The 22,771-nt window shown below is 33.6% G+C and carries 11 protein-coding genes; 7 read left to right on the top strand and 4 right to left on the bottom strand.

What is annotated here, in order from left to right; translation table 11 throughout:
- Positions 1–28: 28 nt before the first annotated feature.
- The 4 genes from RB619_RS05885 (at position 29) to RB619_RS05870 (ending at position 6,306) form a co-directional block, all read left to right on the top strand.
- Positions 29–1,108, top strand: a complete 1,080-nt coding sequence (locus RB619_RS05885; protein WP_308095319.1) for a SusE domain-containing protein — start codon at positions 29–31, stop codon at positions 1,106–1,108.
- A gap of 129 nt (positions 1,109–1,237) precedes the next feature.
- Positions 1,238–2,635 (top strand): alpha-amylase family glycosyl hydrolase, encoded by a 1,398-nt coding sequence (locus tag RB619_RS05880; RefSeq protein WP_308095316.1) that lies wholly within the window; start codon positions 1,238–1,240, stop codon positions 2,633–2,635.
- A gap of 41 nt (positions 2,636–2,676) precedes the next feature.
- Positions 2,677–4,857, top strand: a complete 2,181-nt coding sequence (locus RB619_RS05875) for a glycoside hydrolase family 97 protein (protein WP_308095313.1) — start codon at positions 2,677–2,679, stop codon at positions 4,855–4,857.
- Between the two features lie 150 nt (positions 4,858–5,007).
- Complete coding sequence (locus RB619_RS05870) at positions 5,008–6,306, top strand: IPT/TIG domain-containing protein (protein ID WP_308095309.1); 1,299 nt, start codon at positions 5,008–5,010, stop codon at positions 6,304–6,306.
- Positions 6,307–6,359: 53 nt separating this feature from the next.
- On the opposite strand, the gene mfd is transcribed toward RB619_RS05870, so the two are convergent.
- Together mfd and RB619_RS05860 are read right to left on the bottom strand one after the other, a co-directional pair.
- Positions 6,360–9,731, bottom strand: a complete 3,372-nt coding sequence (gene mfd, locus RB619_RS05865; RefSeq protein ID WP_308095305.1) for a transcription-repair coupling factor — start codon at positions 9,729–9,731, stop codon at positions 6,360–6,362.
- Entirely contained in the window at positions 9,724–10,332 is a 609-nt protein-coding gene (locus tag RB619_RS05860) for a hypothetical protein (RefSeq protein WP_308095303.1), read from the bottom strand. Before RB619_RS05860 ends, mfd begins: the two co-directional genes overlap by 8 nt.
- A 332-nt stretch (positions 10,333–10,664) precedes the next feature.
- Here RB619_RS05860 and RB619_RS05855 point away from each other — a divergent pair, with 332 nt between their 5' ends.
- Both RB619_RS05855 and RB619_RS05850 read left to right on the top strand, forming a co-directional pair.
- Positions 10,665–11,603, top strand: a complete 939-nt coding sequence (locus RB619_RS05855; RefSeq protein ID WP_308095300.1) for an L-threonine 3-dehydrogenase — start codon at positions 10,665–10,667, stop codon at positions 11,601–11,603.
- A gap of 110 nt (positions 11,604–11,713) precedes the next feature.
- Positions 11,714–12,259 carry a DUF5683 domain-containing protein gene (locus tag RB619_RS05850; RefSeq protein ID WP_308095298.1) on the top strand — a complete coding sequence of 182 codons (546 nt, stop codon included), beginning with the start codon at positions 11,714–11,716 and terminating at the stop codon, positions 12,257–12,259.
- A 59-nt stretch (positions 12,260–12,318) separates the two neighbouring features.
- Here RB619_RS05850 and RB619_RS05845 read toward each other — a convergent pair whose 3' ends face one another.
- On the bottom strand, positions 12,319–14,199 hold the full coding sequence (locus RB619_RS05845; protein ID WP_308095296.1) for a M1 family metallopeptidase: 1,881 nt from the start codon (positions 14,197–14,199) through the stop codon (positions 12,319–12,321).
- A gap of 62 nt (positions 14,200–14,261) precedes the next feature.
- On the bottom strand, positions 14,262–15,896 hold the full coding sequence (locus RB619_RS05840) for a S8 family peptidase (RefSeq protein WP_308095294.1): 1,635 nt from the start codon (positions 15,894–15,896) through the stop codon (positions 14,262–14,264).
- Between the two features lie 293 nt (positions 15,897–16,189).
- Between RB619_RS05840 and RB619_RS05835 the strand changes: the two genes are divergently transcribed.
- Positions 16,190–22,771, top strand: a complete 6,582-nt coding sequence (locus RB619_RS05835) for a T9SS type A sorting domain-containing protein (RefSeq protein WP_308095291.1) — start codon at positions 16,190–16,192, stop codon at positions 22,769–22,771.

Raw genomic sequence — 22,771 nt, 5'->3', positions numbered from 1 at the left:
TTTCTTAAAAAACAAATAGTAAAGACATATGAAAAAATATATAAGTACATTATTTGCGCTTGGCTCCCTGCTTTTTTTGGGCGTATCTTGCGATAATGATGCCGAATTGACTTACTTGAAAGAGGTTAATTTTCCGGCAGACATTAAAATTGCACCTAGCACTACCATCGTTTTACTCGAAGATAATGCCGATAAAAATGCAATAACCATTTCATGGGATGCTGTTACTTTTCCTATTGAAGCTCCGGTTACATATGCAGTACAATTTGATGTTCCTTCAGATATTACAGGTGCAAATGCTTGGCTAAAAGCAACTCGTATAGAAGTTGGTCAGGACGTTTTAACCAAATCTTTCTCTGTAAGAGACTTAAATAAAATTGCAACAGATTTAGGAATGCAACCTAGCAAAGCCAATAAACTTGTTGTTCGTGTTGAAGCTCAAATGGACAGAAAAGTATTTTCTAAAAATGTCGAACTAACGGTTACACCTTATGAAAAAGCAATTGCTTTTGGCGAAATTTATATGCCCGGAGATTATCAAGGTTGGGCCGTTGAAACTGCAGCAGCTTTACCTGCAATTGAAAAAGGAATCTATCAAGGATATATGACTGCTGAAGGTACTGCACTAGCTTTCAAATTAAATACTGCCAGAACATGGGCTGAATTTTATGGTGCAGGTGCTACTAATGAAGATTTAGTTAGAATGGATGATGATAATTTATTTCTTCCGAGTGCAGGTTCATACCAAATCAAAGTAAATCTTAACACCTTGAAATGGTCTGCAACGCCTTATTCATGGGGAATTGTTGGTACAGCTCAATCTGGAGGTTGGGATAACAGCACTCCTATGAGTTATGATCATAAAACAAAAACATGGAAAGTGACTGCCGATTTAGTTCCGGGAGCTTTAAAATTCAGATTAAACAATAAATGGGACGTTAATTACGGACCAAAAGATGCAACAACAAATACAATTAATCGTGACGATCAAGGCGCTTACACAATTACTGAAGCGGGAACTTACAACGTTACGTTCACTATAGAAGAAACTGATCCGGCAACAAAAGGTTATCCGGCAACAGCAACTTGTACTATAGTTAAAAAATAATCTAACCTATATTCATATAAGCTAGATTAGTTTGAGTGATACCTGCCTTTTTTGAGCGAAAGGCAGGTTATCTAAAAAATGCTTCTAAAAAACTGTATTCTAGTCTTGAAAAATTTAATTTCTAAAATCATGAAGTCTAAAACCAACATCGTTTTTATTTTGCTGTTTGCTTTGGCATTTATTTCCTGCAGTTCATCCGATGACAATCCTAAAACTGATCCAAAACCGGATCCTGGAACGGGATATCAACAATACGGAACTGCTTTTGACAAAGTTCCTGCAAACGAAGATGCTGTTATTTATCAAGTAAATATCCGCTCTTTTAGTCCGGAAGGAAATCTGAAAGGAGTTCAAAACCGTCTTGATTCTATTCGGAAATTAGGTGCGAATGTAATTTACTTAATGCCTATTTATCCTGTTGGACAGGTAAAAATGGCTGGTAAATTAGGTTCTCCTTATTCTGTAAAAGATTACAAAGCCGTTAATGCTACTTTTGGAACACTTGACGACCTGCGCTCTTTGGTTACAGAAGCGCACAGTAAAAACATGGCGGTCATTTTAGACTGGATTGCCAATCACACTTCATGGGACAATCAATGGATTACAGCACATTCGGATTGGTACCAAAAAGATGCAAACGGAAATATCATAATTCCGCCGGGAACCAACTGGCAAGATGTAGCGCAATTAAACTACACCAACAATGACATGAAAAAAGCCATGATAGACGCAATGTCATATTGGGTTTATAATGCTAATATTGATGGTTTCAGATGCGATGCTGCCGATTTTGTTCCGCAGGCATTTTGGTCTCAAGCTATTACTGAAATTCGTAAAATCAAAAACCAAAAAATGATCATGATGGCAGAAGGTACAAGAGCCAATCATTATGATGCTGGTTTCGATTATACTTTTGGTTTTTCTTATTTTGATGCTCTAAAAAAGGTATTTTCAGAAGCGCAGCCTGCTTCGTATTTGCAAACTGAAAGTTCTAAAGAATATGGTCAATTAGACAGTTCAAAACGTATTGTTCGTTATATAACAAACCATGACGTGAATCTCTCTGATGGAACTCCGCTGGAACTTTTTGGAGGCAAAAAAGGATCTTTAGCAGCTTTTGTGATTGCTTCAAGCATGAAATCTGTACCAATGATTTATGGTGGGCAAGAAATTGGTTATGCAAAACGAATCGATTATTTTGATAAAATTGCAATTGATTGGTCAACCACCGATTTTGAAATGCTGAAAGAATATAAAAAAATCATCGCTTTCAGAAATACAAGTGAAGCACTCAGAAAAGGAAAAATTACAGGATACAGCAGCAATGATGCGACTGTATTTACTATGGAAACAACTGCTGACAAAGTTTTAATCGTAGCAAATGTTAAAAACAAAGCGGTTAAATATACAACTTCAACTGCATTAGCAAATACAAGTTGGGTTGATGCCTTGACAGGAAGTCCAATAACAATTGGAGCTGAAATAAACTTAGCTGCTTATCAATATTTAATACTCAAAAAGCAATAAAAAGCCTCTAATAGAACTAGATTTGCACAAAACCAAATAACATGAATTTTCAATCCAAAAAAATCCTGCTTCAAATTAATTGGGGCAAAAAAACTGCGCTCTTATTTTTTGTATTCGCAAACACCTTTTGGCTTCAAGCACAAGAAATAACTTCGCCAGACAAAAACCTTTCTTTAAAATTTGAATTAAAAGAAGGCGGTGTTCCATCATATCAATTATCATACAAGCAGAAAGCAGTTATTAAACCGAGTACTTTAGGTTTAGAACTTCAAAATATGGCTTCGTTTATGGACGGTTTTACGGTAACAAATACAGCACAATCTTCTGTTGATGAAAGTTGGAATCCTGTTTTAGGAGAAGAAAAAACAATTCGAAATCATTATAACGAATTGGTTGTCACTTTGGCTCAGCCAAAAAACAACAATAGATTTATCAGAATCCGTTTTCGTTTATTCAATGACGGATTAGGTTTTAGATATGAATTTCCGAAACAAAACGATCTGAGTTATTTTGTAATTAAAGAAGAGCGCTCTGAATTTAATTTGGCTGGAAATCATAAAATTTTCTGGATTCCGGGAGATTATGACACAAATGAATATGCTTATACAACGTCTAAAATTTCTGAAATTCCTTCGTTGATGAAAAAAGCAACGATTGAAATCAATGCGCAATGTCCGATAAAAGAATTGTCAGTACAGACGCCTTCAATGATGAAATCTGATGACGGTTTATACATCAACATTCACGAAGCTGGATTAATCAATTATCCGGCAATGTATCTGGAAGTTGATGCTGCAAACAATAAAATGATAAGTCATTTGGCTCCAGACGCACTTGGAGCAAAAGGTTATATGCAGACGGATGCGCAATCGCCTTGGCGAACTATTGTAGTAAGCGATAAAGCGACAGATATTTTGGCTTCAAAACTAATTCTAAATCTTAACGAACCAACAAGTTACAAAGATGTTTCATGGATTAAACCCGTAAAATTCATCGGAATTTGGTGGGAATATTTTGTGGCTGGAAGAAGTACATGGGCTTTTGGAAAAGAAAATAATGTAAAACTGACCGATGATTTCACAAAACTAACTCCAAACGGAAAACATGGAGCTACAACAGAAAGAGCAAAAGAATATATTGATTTTGCTTCTAAAAATGGTTTTGATGCAATCCTAATTGAAGGCTGGAACATTGGCTGGGAAGACTGGATTGGAAACTGGAAAGAAGAAGTTTTTGATTATGTAACTCCTTATCCCGATTTTGATGTAAAAGCCGTTCATGAATATGCCGCTTCAAAAGGTGTAAAAATCATCATGCATCACGAAACTTCGGGATCTGCAACGAATTACGAAAGACGTTTAGATCGTGCTTTTCAGTATATGAATGACAACGGTTATGATGCTGTAAAAACCGGTTATGTTGGAAAAATTATTCCGCGTGGCGAACATCACGACGGACAATGGATGGTGAATCATTATATCAACGTAGCAAAACGTGCCGCTGATTACAAAATCATGATTGACAGCCACGAAGCAGTTCGTCCAACAGGTTTAAATAGAACGTTCCCAAACTGGATCGCTCAGGAATCTGCACGCGGAACAGAGTTTGAATCGATGGGAGGTTTAGCGCCAGATCATACAACTATTTTACCTTTTACAAGATTAATGGGCGGACCAATGGATTATACACCAGGAATTTTCCAAACTGATCTTTCATATTACGGAACTGGAAGTTCACAACGCGTTAATACAACCTTGGTAAAACAATTGGCTTACTATGTTACCATGTACAGTCCCTTGCAAATGGCGGCTGATATTCCGGGGAATTACGAGCGTTTTCCAGACGCTTTTCAGTTCATTAAAGATGTGGCTGTAGATTGGGATAACAGTTATATTTTAGAAGCTGAACCAGGAGATTATATCACGATTGCGCGTAAAGCAAAGGGTAAAAACGAATGGTTTATTGGCGGAATTACAGATGAAAATGCAAGAACAGCAAACATTTCTTTTGATTATTTGCCAGCTGGAAAAAGTTTCATCGCCACAATTTATGCTGATGCTAAAGAAGCAAATTGGAAAGAAAATCCACAAAAATATACGGTTACAAAAGTTATTGTAAACTCAAAAACTAAATTGAAGCAATATCTAGCTCCGGGTGGAGGTGTTGCAGTCAGTATTAAAGAAGGAAACAATTCTGAATTAAAAGGATTGAAGAAAATATAAAGATTTGGTTAGTTAGTAGTAAGTAAAAATGGCGCATGAAATTTTCGTGCGCCATTTTTTAAATATAAAATAAGCTATAAATGAGGTTTCCCGTATAGATTACTCCATATAATTTCATTTTTTTACAGGAGAAAATCTAATTCCTAAATAATGAAAAGAAAATTACTTTTAATCACCATTCTCTTAGTCGGAGGATTATTTGTTTCGTGTTCTAGCGATGAATCCGGTGAAAAAAAAACCGAAACTCCTGTTAAAGCTGCTCCGTTACCAATTACAATTACAAGCACTTCTTCAGAATTCCTTATTAATGGAGAAAATTTAGAAATTAATGGATCTAACTTTGTCAATAAAGATTATCCAACTAAAATTTTTCTTAATGGTATAGAAATAACGGCTAAAGAAATTACAACCAATAAAATTACATTATCAAGTCCTAATGTAGCTTATGGTGTTAATACTTTAAGAATACAAATTCAAAATGTAGAAAGTACTCCTTTAAGCTTTTTTGCTATCGCAAAAGGATGGAATACACTAAATGTGTTAGGAACTGCTGAAATTACTTCATCTTCCGTATTTGACGACAGTAAAACTATATTTTCGCTTATCGACTCTGGTTCTCCTAAAAAACTAGAAGCTAAAGCAACTGGGTACACACAAACTTCACTAAATATTGGTAATTTCTTTGGAGATTTTAAAATGTTTGATGAAAAAACTGGTGTAATAACAGCTACTTATCGAGTTCTCCACACAGATAATGCTTTTGAAACTATTAATGAAACTGTAGCAGATAATGCTTTTACTAAAGAAATAAATGGACTGAATATTGGCTATCAAAATGGAAAAAGCTCTATTCTATACACCATCGTAGGAAGCCAAATTTATACCGGCGACAATGGCAAAACTGTTATAAAAAATCCTCCTCCTGTATGGTGTACTGGTGTTAATGGCAAACAAATTAGATTAAATGTTGGGGCTTTTGGTAAATCAACTTCCGATGATAAATTTTATCAATTGGGTATTATAAATGATTCTAAAAAATATGGCAACAATAAATATAAAAATGTTGTAATGCAATCTGCAACCGGATACAGCGATTGGATAGTAAAAGACACAATTTCTGATATCGTTTTGAACCAATCTTTTTATTATAAATTTCAGAACATTAACCGTATTCTTTCAATTGGCACAAATAAAACACTGGTTGAATCTACAGATATGTTAAAAACATGGAATGTAATAAAAACAGATGTAAGTGCGGTGTTTCTTAGAACTGAAACGCAATGGTACATCCAGTCTGGAGATAAATTGTTCGTAACAAAAGATTCTGGAAAAAACTGGGAATTTGAATTAGAATTACCAACAGGCTCAAAAGTGAATGACATATCTTTCTCTAAAAACAAGATAATTGTTTCAGGAAGTAAGGGTTTACATTATCTGAAAATAGAATAGTTTTCAGAACTATAAAAAAGGCGCCTGAATTTTCATGCGCCTTTTTGCTTTTTTTATTGTTTTTCCTCAAACAACTCCATCAATTCCAACGCACGTTTAATCGACTTCACATTTTCGAAAGTCAATAATAAACGTAATCCATTAACGGTTTGTTTTTCTTTCATTTTACAGATATTGCTATGCTTCTGAACAAAGTTTAAAACATTCCTAAACTTCACCGATTGGTAATAATCAGATTGTTGATCTGAAACGAAATAACCAATCATTTTGCCTTGTTTCAAGACTAATTTCTCAATTCCGACTTTCGTTGCTATCCATTTTATTCGGATACTGTTTAATAACGAAACAGCTTGTTTTGGCAACGGACCAAAACGGTCAATCAGTTTCTTTTCGAATTCTTGTAATCCGGCTTCGTCTTTTATCGCGCCTAATTCGTTGTATAAAACCAAACGTTCTGAAACATTATTGATGTACTCATCTGGGAATAATAATTCAAAATCAGCATCGATTTGAATGTCTTTTACATATTCTTTGGTATCGATATCATTTTCTTCAGGATATAAATCTTTGAATTCGTTTTCCTTCAATTCTTCAATCGCTTCGTTCATGATTTTTTGATACGTATCAAAACCAATTTCGTTGATGAAACCGCTTTGTTCTCCTCCCAATAAATCTCCTGCACCACGAATTTCAAGATCTTTCATGGCAATATTGAAACCACTTCCTAATTCGCTGAATTGTTCCAATGCCTGAATACGTTTTCTAGCATCTTCAGTCATTGAAGAATACGGTGGACAGATGAAATAACAGAATGCTTTTTTATTGCTTCGTCCTACTCGACCGCGCATTTGATGCAGATCTGATAATCCGAAATTATTGGCATTGTTGATGAAAATCGTGTTGGCATTTGGAACGTCCAAACCGCTTTCGATGATTGTAGTTGCTACCAAAACATCAAAATCTCCGTTCATGAAACCTAACATCAATTCCTCAAGTTTGGCACCGTCCATTTGTCCGTGACCAATTCCGACTCTCGCATTTGGAACCAAACGCTGAATCATTCCGGCCACTTCTTTTATATTTTCGATTCGGTTATTGATGAAGAAAACCTGTCCGTTTCTTTGAATTTCATACGAAATCGCGTCGCGAATAATCTCTTCATTAAAACCAACAACATTTGTTTCAATAGGATATCTATTTGGCGGAGGCGTTGTAATTACCGATAAATCGCGCGCCGCCATCAAAGAAAATTGCAAAGTTCTCGGAATTGGCGTTGCCGTCAATGTCAGCGTATCAACATTCGCAGCAATCGTTTTTAATTTATCTTTTACGTTAACGCCAAACTTTTGTTCCTCATCAACAATCAATAAACCTAAGTCTTTAAAAACTACATTTTTGTTTACCAATTGATGTGTTCCAATAACAATATCTAGTTTTCCTTCGGCTAAATCTTTTAAGGTTTGCGTTTTTTGTTTTGCGGTTCTGAATCGGTTTAAATAACCAATTGTAACTGGCATATCTTTTAAACGTTCTGAAAAAGTTCTATAATGCTGATACGCCAGAATCGTTGTCGGAACTAAAACCGCAACTTGTTTACTATTATCAACTGCTTTAAAAGCTGCACGAATCGCAACTTCTGTTTTTCCAAAACCAACGTCGCCACAAACCAAACGATCCATTGGGCGATCGCTTTCCATATCAGCTTTTACTTCTGCGGTCGATTTGGTTTGATCTGGAGTATCTTCATAAATAAAGGAACTTTCTAATTCGTTTTGCAAATAACTATCAGGTGCAAATTGAAAACCTTTTTCTAATCTTCGTTTTGCATACAACTGAATTAAATTGAATGCAATATGTTTGACACGCGCTTTGGTTTTTTGTTTTAAAACTTTCCAAGCGTTCGAACCTAGTTTGTAGATTTTTGGAGGCGTTCCGTCTTTTCCGTTGTATTTCGAAATTTTATGAAGCGAGTGAATACTTACGTATACAATATCATTATCGGCATAAACCAATTTTATGGCTTCTTGTGTTTTGCCTTCCACTTGAATTTTCTGCAAACCGCCAAACTTTCCAATTCCGTGATCAATATGTGTTACATAATCGCCAACAGAAAGTGCGGTTAATTCTTTAAGCGTAATATTCTGTTTTTTAGAATAGCCGTTTTTGATGTTGAATTTATGATAACGCTCAAAAATCTGATGATCTGTATAAGCCGTAATCTGATTTTCTTCGTCAATAAATCCTTGGTACAAAGGCAATACAATTGTGTTATATTGTTTGCGGATATTCTCTGAATTGGCTTCGTCTAAGCTTTCAAAAATATCATGAAAACGTTTTGCCTGTGTTTCATTCGAACAGAATAGGTAATTTATATATCCATTAAAATGATTTTCACTCAGATTATTCAGCAATAAATCAAATTGTTTATTGAAAGATGGCTGAGGCTGAATATGAAATTCGAACTTTTTAGTGGTTTTAAAAATGGGTCTTGAAGCCAATTCTACAACCGAAAAATCCAAAGATCTTTTTATAAATGATGCCTGATTTAAGAATAATTGTTCTGGCGTGGCATGTTTTATTTCTTTCGACAATTTCTCAAAAGCTTCTTCTGCTCTTGCAAATTGTTTGTCCAACTGACTAAAAAGTCCTTCGGTATTTTGGATAAAAATAACTGTTTTCTCAGCAATATAATCTAAGAAACTTTCACGGTTTTCCTGAAAAAGTTTGTTTTCGACATTCGGGATAATCGTGATTTTTTTATGCGTTTCGACAGACAATTGCGTTTCAACATCAAAAGTTCTGATGCTGTCTACTTCGTTTCCGAAAAATTCAATTCTATAAGGATGATCATTTGAAAAAGAGAAAACATCGACAATTCCTCCACGAACCGAAAATTCTCCAGGTTCAGTAATAAAATCAACTCTTTTGAATTCATATTCGAACAAAACTTCGTTGATAAAATCAATCGAAATTTTATCATTCAAAGCGACTTTTAAAGTATTTTTATCTAGTTCTCTTCTCGTTACTACTTTTTCAAAAAGTGCTTCGGGATACGTAACAATTACGGCTGGTTTTTTTCGGGAATTAATTCGGTTTAAAACCTCAGCACGAAGGAGAACATTGGCGTTATCGGTTTCATCAATTTGGTACGGACGTCGAAATGAAGCCGGATAAAACAAAACATCCTGCTCGCCAATCATTTGCTCCAAATCATTTAAATAATAAGCCGCTTCTTCTTTATTGTCTAAAACAATCAAAAAAGGCAGTTCGGTTTTTTTGAAAACAGAACGAATTATAAATGAAACGGCAGATCCCAGCAATCCGTGAAGGTTCATTTTTATCTGATTTCCTTCTAGCAGACTTGCCGCAATCTGCTGCGCTTTTGGCAAATTGTCGTACGTTGTATATAATGCGTTTTTACTCAACTTTCGGTAAATTTTTATCTAATGGCGGTGCCGAATTCGGGATGGCACGCGTTGTATCTAACATTCTTAAGAAATCTTCTTCTCCCTGTTCTTTCGGGATTTTGGCTTTCTCAACAATTTTATCCATTTGTCTTTCCAGTGAAATAATTTCTTTATTGATTTCACCAATTAACAAAGCCACTTTATCATCTGGAACGGTGCTCAGATTAATAAATAATTCCATCATTTTGATTTTTGTAATCAAAATTGATATTCGGCTTTTGATTGCAGGCTGGTTAAGTTCGGCCGGAATATTATTGTTTAAAGCCAATGCTTTTTTTGAAATTGCTTTTGACTTTTTTTGAAATGCTCCGATTGTTCTTCTAGGCTTGTCGCCAATTTCTTTTAAGAATTCGCGCCACTCTGTCCATGTACTCGCATTCTTCTCTGCAGCCTCATTAATTGGCTCATCGATAAAAGTCCAAGCTTTATTTATATTATTGAAGATTTTCTCATTCTTTTTGGCTACTTTTTCTTGTTCTGCAAGGCGTTTTGCATTTTCATCCTGACAGGATTGCAGTACAAAAATCAAAAGTAAAAAAAGAGATATTTTATATTTCATCTGATAAAACATTAAGCTGCAAAGTTACGAAGTAAATTTACAATTTCGAATTCTGATTTTTGCCAAAGATTCTCTAAATCATTGTTGTTTTTTTGCCACCGATTAACTGAATAAAAATGATTTTCTTTTTACGATTTAACCGAGAAAAATAAACTTTTCTGTCAATTTTTTCAAAGGCACAAGGGCACACTCTTGCAGACACAAAGACACACCTCTGAAAAAGAGAATTATCCAACAAACAAACTTTTTCGTTATTGAATTTATAATTTATGATTCTAAAAAACGTACGTAATTGCGAAAACGTTATATTTGTCTCTCTAAAACTCACACAAATGAATCCGAAAATATTGATCATTGGCGCTTGCGGTCAAATTGGGACCGAATTGACCCAAAAATTACGCAAGCTGTACGGAACAGAAAATGTTATTGCTTCTGATATTAGAAAATTAAATACTGATGTTGTTAATTCAGGGCCTTTTGAAGTGGTCAATGCTTTAGATTTTAACCAAATCGAACATCTTGTAGAAGTACATAAAATTACTGATGTTTATTTGATGGCAGCACTTTTGTCTGCAACTGCTGAAAAAAATCCTGCTTTTGCTTGGGATTTAAATATGAATTCTCTTTTTCACGTTTTGAATTTGGCGAAAGCAAAAAAAATTAAAAAGATTTTCTGGCCTTCAAGTATCGCTGTTTTTGGCCCAACAACTCCAAAAGAAAATACACCACAATATACTGTAATGGAGCCTTCAACTGTTTACGGAATCAGCAAACAAGCGGGAGAAAGATGGTGCGAATACTACCATAATATTTATGGTGTTGATGTACGCAGTATTCGTTATCCAGGTTTGATCAGCTGGTCAACTCCTCCGGGCGGCGGAACGACAGATTATGCTGTTGATATTTTCTATAAGGCTATTGCCGATAAAAAATACGAGTGCTTTTTATCATCTGAAACCAAAATGCCGATGATGTATATGGATGATGCAATTGATGCAACCATCAATATCATGAAAGCGCCAGTTGAAGAAATTAAAATTCATTCTTCATACAACTTAGCCGCAATGAGTTTTACTCCGACAGAAATTGCTGCTGAAATCAAAAAACATATTCCAGATTTTGAAATTACTTACAATCCAGATTTCCGCCAGAAAATTGCGGACAGCTGGCCGGCAAGTATTGACGACAGTTCTGCCAGAGAAGACTGGAACTGGAAACATACTTTTGATCTTGAAACTATGACAAAAGATATGATTGAGCATTTGAGTTAAAGCTTCTAAAATATTTTCAATTAAAAAAATTAAAGCATTTCTAGATTTTTAGAAATGCTTTTTTATTTAAAATAAAACTTATATTTGAAAGAAAAAACTTTCAAATAATAATGAAGCGCTACATTTTCATTCTTTTTTTCACTTCTGCAATTTTATTTGGCCAAACTGAGATAGACAATAAATTAAAAGATACCCTTACTTCTCAAATTCTTGATCCACTTCGTCCGGCAAAAGCAGGTTTCTATTCTGCGGTCTTACCTGGACTTGGCCAAGTCTATAATAAAAAATATTGGAAAGTTCCATTAGTTTATGGAGCAATTGGTACAAGCATGTATTTCTATATTGATAACAAAAAGCAATACAATATTTACAGAGATGAATATAAAAACAGACTTGCCGGAAATAAAAGCAATTCAGAATATTTGTCGAGATTAAGTGAATCTCAACTTATGTCAGCACAAAAACAATTTAGGCGAAATAGTGATTTGTCTTTATTATGTGCTGTTGGGTTTTATGCTTTAAATATTATTGATGCAAATGTTGATGCTTCTTTATCACAATTCAATGTAAACAATCAATTAGCATTTAAACCTCTTATTATTAAAGACACAACTTTAAAAAATGATTTAATAATTAGTTGTATTTATACATTTTAAAATAAAAAAGTCCCGTTTAAATTAATAAACGGGACTTTCTTTTTATTCTTTTTTGAAAATTACTTCACTTCAAAAACATTATTTGTCTGCTTAACATCCGCCATTAATCCACTTGGATCGATGATGATTTTTTTGATTGCTGTTTTGTTTTTATCAATTGAAAAACTGTAGTTTGACTGCGCCCAAGCCCAATCTTCCAGAACTGTTCTTTTTTCGTTTGGATTTGGATTTGGTTTGATGAAATTCATCATTCTTAATGGAATGTAGAACGTTTCAGAAGTTCCGTCAGTGTAATCTACTTTCAAGTCAATTGGCATTGGCATTCTTCCAATTCTTTCTAAAGTAACTGTTGTTTTTCCTGCATTATCCGCAACATCTTTGATTCCGTAATCAATTGTGTTTGCTGTTTGTGCCCAATCTACTAAATACCAATCTAACTCAGCACCAGAAACTCTTTCTGCAGTTCTTTTGATATCGTTTGGAGTTGGATGTTTAAATTTAAAATCGTTGTAATATCTTTTTAAAGTTGCATCAACATTTTCTTTTCCAATAACATATTCTAACTGCGAAAGGAAAATACTTCCTTTTACATAAGATGAAATACTGTAAGGACGGTTTTCATCGTAACGATCTCCGTGCGTAGTTTGTGGTTGTTCTTTTCCAGAATTTACTAAACTGTAATAAGCAGTATAATTTCCTTTAAATGGATTTACCTCTTTTTTATCGCCTTTTAATTCGTTCAAAGCACTGTCTTCAATGTAAGTTGTAAAACCTTCGTCCATCCAAGGATGTTTCGATTCGTTTGAAGCCAAAATATGTTGGAACCAAGAGTGTCCTAATTCGTGCGTTGCAGTTCCTAGAATTCCTTCAAGTGTGCCGCTTCCAAGCATCAAAGTACACATAGCATACTCCATTCCGCCATCGCCACCTTGAATAAATGAATATTGTTTGTACGGATATTGTCCAACTCTATGATTGTAATATTCCATAACTTTTACCATTAAAGGCTCTAACTGTTTCCAGTTTCCAGTTGTTTTTTCATCATTTTTATAGAAGAAATGCAAATCAACATCGTTTGGTCCTTTTACAATATCGTGCGTGTATGCTTTATCAGCTGCCCAAGTAAAATCGTGAACATTTGGCGCGATAAAGTGCCAAGTCAAAGTTTTTGCTTTTTTTGGATAAATCACTGTTACGCCAGCATCTTCATAACCGTGACCAATTGAATTTTTATCCTGAAGATATCCTGAACCACCAAGCGTATAGTCTTTATCGATTGTGATTTTTACATCAAAATCACCCCAAACACCGTGAAATTCTCTTGCGACATAAGGATCTGCGTGCCATCCTTCAAAATCGAATTCGGCTAATTTTGGATACCATTGTGACATCGAAAGTTCAACACCTTCTTTGTTATTTCGTCCAGAACGACGAACTTGAACTGGAACCTGACCGTCAAAATCTAATGTGAAAGAAGTTTTAGATCCAGGCAAAATTGGCTTAGCCAAAGTAACTTCTAAAATAGTTGAAGAAAGTCTTGTTTGAGCTACAACTCCGTCTTGTTTAAAATTAGTCACTTTTAAGAAACCAATTTCATTCGGCTTTAAAGTTTCAATTCGGCTTTGTTTGATTTCTTTTCCATCAGCATCTTTGGTTTTATTTACCATTCTTGCATCTGGATCTTTTATCGAATGCAAACGAGCATCCATTTCACTTCCAGGCTGAAAAGCATTTGGATATAAATGATAGAAAACCTTTTTTAAAGTATCAGGAGAATTATTAGTGTAAACTAATTCTTGTTTCCCTTTGTACTGATAATTTTTTACATCCATCGATACTTCCATTTTGTAATCGACGTGTTGCTGCCAATAAGGAGCGCTTTGTGCAAAAGCTGAGTTTAAACCCAAACTCAGAAAGGATAATAGTATTATTTTTCGCATGGTTATTTTAATAAAAATGGAAGGGCTGCCGCCCTTCCACCGGATTAGTGTATTTTATTTGATTATTTTTTAGACATTTTTTCGGCCATCAATAAAGCATTATATGCGTTTACCATTTTAGCCGTTTTTGAAGATTCTGCTGATGAAACTACTGCAGGTTTTTCGCCTGTCTCTTCGTTTTCACCCAAAACAACTTTTGAAGGAAGCGCCACACCAGAATCCATTAAAATTTGTTTCACCTGAGCTGCTTTTAATTTTGGATAATAAGAACGGATCAAAGCTGCTACTCCTGCAACGTTTGGCGCTGCCATTGAAGTTCCCTGCAAATATTTGTATTTATTGTTTGGAACTGTTGCGTAAATCTCTTCGCCTGGAGCAAAAACGTCAACATTTATTTTTCCGAAATTTGAGAAACTTGCCACTACATTTTCGCCATATTCTTTTTTGATTGCGCCAACAGTGATTACATTATTTGTAAATTCTTTTACGTTATCTTTAGAATCATTTGGATAATTGATGTTTTTAGTTTCATCAATATTGTATCCGTCATTTCCTGCTGCATGAACAATTAATACATCTTTTTTTGCTGCATATGCCAACGCTTCATAAACCCATTCTTTATGTGGCGAAAAGCTTTTTCCGAAACTTCCGTTGATTACTTTTGCTCCGTTGTCAACTGCATAACGAATTGCCAATGCGATGTCTTTGTCATATTCATCTCCATCAGGAACCGCTCTTACCGTCAAGATTTCAACATTATTTGCTACACCGTCGCCACCTAAATTATTGCCACGAACTTGTGCAATAATTCCAGCAACGTGTGTTCCGTGCAGTGCTTTTTCTTTATCTGGACCGTAAACAACATTATTTCCGTAATGATTGTTTTTGATATCATCAGGATTGTCACCTACGACTTTTCTTCCGTCATAATCTTTATTTAGATTATAATCTATTTCGTCATAAACTTGTTCTCTGTATTCTTCAAAATCAGCTTCAGGATCAAAAGTTGGTCCTGCATTTGTAAAAATTTGCGTCATGACCATTTTAGATCTTGCTACTTTTGGATCTGTAGAAGTCAAAGTGCTTAAATCCTCAATTTTATATGTTTTTTTATTAAGCTCTTTTTGAATGGTTTTATGAACTTCCAATAAAAAATCAACTTGTTGTTTATTTTTTAAAGCCTCTTCATATTTCTCATTGTATTGTGCTAATGCTGCTTTGTATTGTGCTGAACCATCATCGCCTTTTCTAACAATACGTGTCAATTCAAGGTTTTCATGAACAGCATTTCCTAGAAAATTCCATCCGTGTACATCATCGATAAATCCATTTTTATCGTCATCAATTCCGTTTCCAGGAATTTCTTTTGCGTTTGTCCAAATTTTTCCTTGTAAATCTTCATGCTCAATATCGATACCAGAATCTACAATCCCTACAATTACTTTTTGACCCGTTTTGCCTTGTAATAATTCGGCATACGCTTTGTCAACACTCATTCCCGGAATAGAATCTTTTATTAAATCAAGATGACTCCATCTTTTCAGTTCATTTTCAGTAACAGGTGCCTTTTTAACAACTGCCAAAGGTGCTTTGATAAACTCTTTAGAAGCAGCTGATTGTGCTTGCAAAGTTGTTCCGCAACCTGCCAAAACCAATAAAGCAAAAGCAGATAATTTAATAGGTTTAGTATAACTCATGTAATCTTAATTTAATATCAAAGTTAAAAGATGGGCCTAAATTAGGACTTTTTGTTACAAAAAACTAACGATTAACACTGTCTTATGATTATTTAAATTTACTTTAAGGAAACTAAAAGCTAACAAAAGAAGCTTTGTATCAAATAGTTAAAAATATTCTTATAAAAAACAAACACTGTTATCATAGGTAAATTTTCAAGGAATTAGAAAAAAAACGCGCCATTACGTTTTTCCGTAAGGAAACTCGGCTTAAAACAGGTATTATTGCGCGACGTTATTTCTAAAATTATTCTATGAAAACAAAACTACTCTTGTTGCTGTTTCTGGCAAATTTTTCTCTTTATGCGCAGATTAACCTTGTTCCGAACGGTGATTTTACTGCATCGAACGGAGTGATACAAAATTGGACCATAGCGAATGTTGTTAATTCAAGTTATGATTATACGACATTACAATATAGTGCAAGATTGTATTACACAACTAAATCTCCTAAAATTACCACCCAAGTACCAATGAAGGCTGGTGTAACTTATACTATAAAGTATAAATACAAATATGTCAGTGCAAATTACAGTGGAGACCATCCTATTGCGCTAAATATTTCGCAAACAGGGAGCGCAGCCACTTTGTCTAGCAGCACATTTGCAACAAACAATTTATGGACAGAAAAAACGGCTACTTTTACGGCGGATAAAGATTTATCATACGATTTATCGCTTTCTACTTTTAGCTTTGACAGTGCATCTTTCGAAGTTTTGATTGATGCAGTTCAAGTCTATGTACAAGGTACAGAACAATACACAAAAATTCCTAATCTTAATTTTGAAAAAAAATTAATTGCGCTTGGTCTTGATTCTGGTACTACAGATGGTCAAGTCCCAACAATAAACATCAACTCACTAACATATCTGGATGTTTCAAATAGCTCCATAACTGATTTGACTGGTATTGAAGATTTTACTGCTTTGACAGCTTTAAATTGCAACCAAGCAGGCTTAACAAGTCTTGATCTTAGCAAAAATCTTAATTTGCTTAAATTAAATTGCGGGGGCAATTACAATTTAGCAAAGTTTGACGCAAGCAAAAATCCTAATTTGGTTTATCTAAACTGCAGTAATCTTAGTTTATCGACTTTGAACTTAACTTCGAATACGGCTCTTCAATATCTTGACGCGTCAAATAACAGCTTAACGACTTTAGATCTGTCAAACAATACAAATCTTCTGGAAATACAAGTAAGAAGCAATAAATTAACGACTGTAGATCTATCTAAAAATACAGCTTTAAAACAAATAAATTTCACAAGCAATCTTATTACATCTTTAAATGTATCTAATAATACGGCATTAACTGTCTTGGAATTAGGCACTAATCAATTAAAGAGCATTGACCTTTCAAAAAACAAATTATTAACAGATCTAGGCATCTACACGAATCAATTGACTTCTTTGGATCTTAGCAATAATAATGCACTTGTTACCTTGAATTGTAGCGCTAACAAACTTAGCAGTCTGAATTTAAAGAATGGCAATAATTCTAATTTTTTATTAAGTCGTAATATTGGCTACACTAATATTAATGGCAATTTAACCGGTGGCGGTATTGAATTATCATTTGCAAGCAATGCATTAAGTTGTATTCAAGTTGATAATACTGCTTATTCTAATACGAACTGGTCAACACTAAAAGATAAAGAAGCGAATTTTACTTCATTAGATTGTTCACTTTCAACTCTTATTCCAGATCCAAAATTCGAAGATCAGTTAATGACTTTAGGCATTGATACTGATGGAAAAAATGGTGCAGTTCTAAACTCTAGCATCAAAACGGTTACCGTATTAGATGTTTCGACAAAAGGAATTACAAACTTAGCAGGAATTGAAGGTTTTACGGGATTGACAAATTTAAATGTCTCGGGCAACACTTTAAAAAGATTAAATCTTTCTAAAAACACAGCGTTGACGACTTTAAATACGTCAAACAATCCAGCATTGACTTGTATTGAAGTTCCAGATCTTGCTCTTGCTGCTACTTGGATTGTTACTAGAGATGCAACAACAAGTTTTAGTTTAGACTGTAATGTTTACACGCTAATTCCAGATCCTAAATTTGAAGATTTTTTGATCAATAATAATATTGATAAAGATGGTAAAAACGGAAAAGTATTAACAGAAAATATTGACAAAATCACTATTTTAAGTCTATATAATCTGGGTATTTCAGACATAACAGGAATCCAAGATTTTACTTCTTTAGTCCAACTACAAGCTTATGGCAATGGTATACAAACAATAGACGTTTCTAAAAACATCGCTTTGACAAGTCTTGATCTTGGCAATAATAAAATATCAGAAATTAATTTGTCAAAAAATACGGCATTAACCTCTATCGATTTAAGCAATAACCTTATTTCAGATATTAATCTGACAAATAATTTAAACCTAAAAAGTATACGAGTTGGCGGAAACAAATTAAGCAAAATTGATGTCTCTGCAAATACAAAACTAGGTTACATCCTTGTTAACAACAACAAATTAACCTCTTTTGATATCTCAAAAAATCCAGAGGTGTATCAAGTTTGGTGTCAAGACAATCAAATCAGAAATTTAGATTTCTCAAAGCATCCAAAACTTACTCAAGTATTAGCTAGTAACAACAAACTTGTCAATCTAAATTTCAAAAATGGAGCCAATAACTTAATCGACGTTTCATCAGGAAACAATGGAGGTGTGCGTTTTACAGGAAATCCAGACTTAAAATGTATACAAGTTGACGATGTTGCTTATTCTGATACAAATTGGGGAGCAAAAAAAGATGCATCTGCAACATTCTCTTCAGTTGCATGTCCAGTCGTGATACCTTATACTTTAATTCCTGATGCCAATTTTGAAGCTAAATTAATTGCATTAGGCATTGATAAAGATGGAATAGCAGGAAAAGTTGAAACCATGAATATTATTGCATTGACAAGTTTAAATGTGTCAAATAGTAACATTAAAGATTTAACAGGAATTGAAGACTTTACAGCCTTGACTTCACTAAATGCTAGTACAAATAAATTGACCGCGATCAATGTTTCTAAAAATATTGACTTGAAAACATTAAATGTCAGCGATAATCTATTGACTTCTCTAAATGTTGAGACCAATCTATCGCTAAACACTTTAAATTGTGCCTACAATACTATTACTGCTTTAAATGTTACAAAAAATACAGAATTAAGCAGTTTAAGCTTTAATTCTAATGCTATTGCAACAATTGATCTTTCAAAAAACACGAAACTTACTTTGTTGAGCTCTAGTTTTAATAAATTACAATATTTAGATGTTTCAAAAAATACGCTTTTGAAAGAAGTAGATTGTGCATCTAATGATCTTTATAATCTTAATTTGAAAAACGGTAATAACGCAAACATGCAACGAATGACTTTTGGTAATTTTACCTTAAATCCACATTTAGTATGTATTGAGGTTGATGATGCTGTATTCTCAAAAGATAATTGGATTGCAAAAGATGCAACTGCAAATTATTCATCACAAGCTTGTCCGTTAAACGAACAGCAAACATTAATACCTGACGTAAGTTTTGAAAGAATATTAATTGCTCAAGGTTTAGACAAAGATGGTGAAAATGGAAAGGTTCGTACTGCAAACATTTCAAAATTAACATCTTTAACATTAAATGACAGCAAAAACAAAGTTTCTGATCTTACAGGTATTGAAGATTTTAAAGCCTTAACTTCATTAAATGCAAACAGCAATACTCTTAAAACTATTGATCTTTCCAAGAACACGGCGTTAACCAATGTAAGTCTTAACAGTAATCAATTAACGAGCGTTGATTTTTCAAACAACACTTTGTTATCTGTTTTAACTATGACAAACAATCAGTTAACCACTCTTGATTTTTCAAAAAACTTAGATTTGAATTCGCTAACTATTGACCGTAATCAATTGACAGCTCTTAATGTTTCGAAAAACATTAATTTATATCGTTTAGACGCCGGTGACAATAAATTCAAAAGCATCGATTTATCTCAAAACACAAAATTGGATTATTTAGCTATTTATAACAATTCATTAGCTTCTTTAGATCTATCAAATAATCCGCTTTTACGCGTATTGTCGTGTTCTCAAAATCAGATCAACACTCTGGATTTGTCTAAAAACAACAAACTTTCTCAATTAAATCTGTCTTACAATAAACTGTATAATTTAAATTTGAAAAATGGAGCTAACGGTTTAATAAATATCAATTATACTAGCTTAAGAGACAATAAGTATCTAACTTGTATTGAAGTTGACGATGTTGTTTTTTCAAATGCAAATTGGAGCACAATCAAAGATGTAACGTCAAATTTTTCAGCAGAAGCATGTCCAAATGGAGAACCTTTCACATTAATTCCTGATGTTAATTTTGAAAACAAATTAATAGCTTTAGGAATCGATAAAGATGGTCCAAACGGAAAAGTGGCAACATACAGCATCGATAATGTAACTTCTCTAAATGTAGCCAAAAGCAATATTGCTGACTTGACTGGAATTCAAAATTTTGCTGCTTTGACTACATTAGAAGCAGCTGATAACAAATTGACAACAATTGACGTTTCGAAAAACCGATTCCTGTCTAATTTGAATGTTAGCAAAAATCAATTGACTTCTCTTGATGTTGCTGCAAATCCAAACTTAGTAGTTTTAAATTGTAGCACAAATGCAATTGCAACTTTAAACGGTCTTTCTAATACAACCTTATTAAACAATTTCAATTGCAGTAACAATGCAATTAAAACGTTAGACGTTTCTAGACTTTTACAATTAAACACTTTAAACTGTAGCACAAATGCGCTTACTGTTTTAGATGTTTCTAGAAACACAAAACTAGTAGTCTTAAGTGCTAGTATCAATCAATTAGAGAATTTAGATATTTCTAAAAACATACTGGTAAAAGAAATTGATTGCTCCTCTAATAATTTGTACAACTTAAACTTGAAAAACGGAAACAATGTGAACTTTGAAAGAGTATTTTTTGGAAACTTCACACAAAATCCAAACTTGCTATGTATTCAAGTTGATGATGCTGCTTTCTCAAAAGATAATTGGATTGCAAAAGACGCAACTGCTACATATTCATCTGAAGCTTGTCCTGTAAACGGAAAATACACATTAATACCTGATGCAAATTTTGAGAAATTATTAATTGCCCGAAATATCGATAAAGATGGTGAAAACGGAAAAGTATTTACCTCTAGTATTTCAAACGTAACCTTCCTGAATATAAACGATACTAAATTAAAAGTAGCTGATTTAACAGGTATTCAAGACTTCACTGCATTAGAAACTTTATACTGTTATTCTGCCGCGTTGACAACTTTGGATCTTTCTAAAAACGTAAATTTAACAGCTCTTGACTGTTCAGGCAATAAATTAACTTCTTTAGATCTTTCAAAAAACAACAAGTTAAAGTCATTGAATTTTTCTTATAATGCTTTAACAGCAATTGATCTTTCTGCAAATGTTAATTTAACTAGTTTATCTGCTTACGGCAATGAGCTTTCAACATTAGATCTTTCAAAAAATACAGCTTTGCTAACAATGTCAGCAAATGCTAATAAATTAACAAGTGTAGACATTACTAAAAGCATCAATTTAACTAGTGTATCGGTTTCAAATAACCTTTTAACATCTTTAGATGTTTCAAGCAATACAAAATTAGCAGCCTTAACAATTGCTGAAAATCAACTGACAACTCTTGATCTTTCTAAAAATTCATTGTTATCCTCATTGTATGCAAATACAAACAAATTAGAAAGTTTAGATGTCAGCAACAATACTTTGCTTGGTACATTGGAGTTAAAATCTAACAAATTTACGACGATAGATCTTTCCAAAAATACAGCTTTGAAATATTTAGTTTTGGCTGATAATAAGCTTACGACGCTAGATTTATCTCAAAATCCAGCGTTAATCAACTTGAATTTGAATACCAATCAGCTAACAAGTCTGAATTTAAAGAATGGAAAAAACACGTTAATAAATTCTTCTTACTTAGATTTCTTCGGAAACCCAAAATTATACTGTATCCTTGTTGATGATGTAGTATATTCTAATACTAATTGGGCTTCTGCAAAAGGCGTAGTTTCGAAATACAACACAGAATGTACTGGCGAACTGACTTTACCTGCAAACAACTTTAGTATAACAACTAAAGGAGAGTCTTGTTTAGGAGAAAATAACGGAGAAATTAGTGTTATTGGAGTTGCTACATTTGCTTATACTGCAACAATAAACAATAAAACTTACGCTTTTACAAACAATTCTTTAAAAGTTACTGCTCTAACTCCAGGAAATTATGCCGTTAAAATTACTATCCCTGGTGAAATTTTCGAGCAAAATTTTAATGTAACCATCCAAAAAGGTGCAACTATCACTGGAAAATCTAGTGTAAGTGCTAAAAAAGTTGATGTTGAAATTACAGAAGGAACTGCACCATTTACCGTATTTATTGACGGTCAGGCACAGTTTGAAACAAGTGACTCTAATTTCTCTTTAGATTTAGAAAAAGGCAGTTTATTAGAAGTTGTAACATCAAAAGCCTGCGAAGGAGTTTATTCTAAAAAAATCGCAACATTAGATCTTTTCGGAACTTTAGCAGCGTATCCAAATCCAACATCTGGAAGTTTTGAAATCGAAATTCCAACACAGGATAAAGAAGTTACAATTGAATTGTACAACATCGGTGGTCAATTGGTTTCGGCTAAAAACTATAGTATCGAAAATGGAAAAGTGCAGTTGAGTCTTGAAAACCGACCTTCAGGAATTTATGCTGCTAAAATCTATTTTGAAACTCCAGAATTCATTAAAATTATAAAAAAATAA

Source organism: Flavobacterium sp. LHD-80, assembly GCF_030929605.1.
In the GTDB taxonomy this organism is placed as follows: domain Bacteria; phylum Bacteroidota; class Bacteroidia; order Flavobacteriales; family Flavobacteriaceae; genus Flavobacterium.
This window is presented reverse-complemented; position numbering and strand designations above follow the sequence as displayed.

Excerpts from the sequence above, each read along its gene's own strand:
- RB619_RS05885 (WP_308095319.1), top strand. The coding sequence starts at position 29 with ATGAAAAAATATATAAGTACATTATTTGCGCTTGGCTCCCTGCTTTTT.
- RB619_RS05880 (WP_308095316.1), top strand. The coding sequence starts at position 1,238 with ATGAAGTCTAAAACCAACATCGTTTTTATTTTGCTGTTTGCTTTGGCA.
- RB619_RS05875 (WP_308095313.1), top strand. The coding sequence starts at position 2,677 with ATGAATTTTCAATCCAAAAAAATCCTGCTTCAAATTAATTGGGGCAAA.
- RB619_RS05870 (WP_308095309.1), top strand. The coding sequence starts at position 5,008 with ATGAAAAGAAAATTACTTTTAATCACCATTCTCTTAGTCGGAGGATTA.
- RB619_RS05860 (WP_308095303.1), bottom strand. The coding sequence starts at position 10,332 with ATGAAATATAAAATATCTCTTTTTTTACTTTTGATTTTTGTACTGCAA.
- RB619_RS05855 (WP_308095300.1), top strand. The coding sequence starts at position 10,665 with ATGAATCCGAAAATATTGATCATTGGCGCTTGCGGTCAAATTGGGACC.
- RB619_RS05850 (WP_308095298.1), top strand. The coding sequence starts at position 11,714 with ATGAAGCGCTACATTTTCATTCTTTTTTTCACTTCTGCAATTTTATTT.
- RB619_RS05845 (WP_308095296.1), bottom strand. The coding sequence starts at position 14,199 with ATGCGAAAAATAATACTATTATCCTTTCTGAGTTTGGGTTTAAACTCA.
- RB619_RS05840 (WP_308095294.1), bottom strand. The coding sequence starts at position 15,896 with ATGAGTTATACTAAACCTATTAAATTATCTGCTTTTGCTTTATTGGTT.
- RB619_RS05835 (WP_308095291.1), top strand. The coding sequence starts at position 16,190 with ATGAAAACAAAACTACTCTTGTTGCTGTTTCTGGCAAATTTTTCTCTT.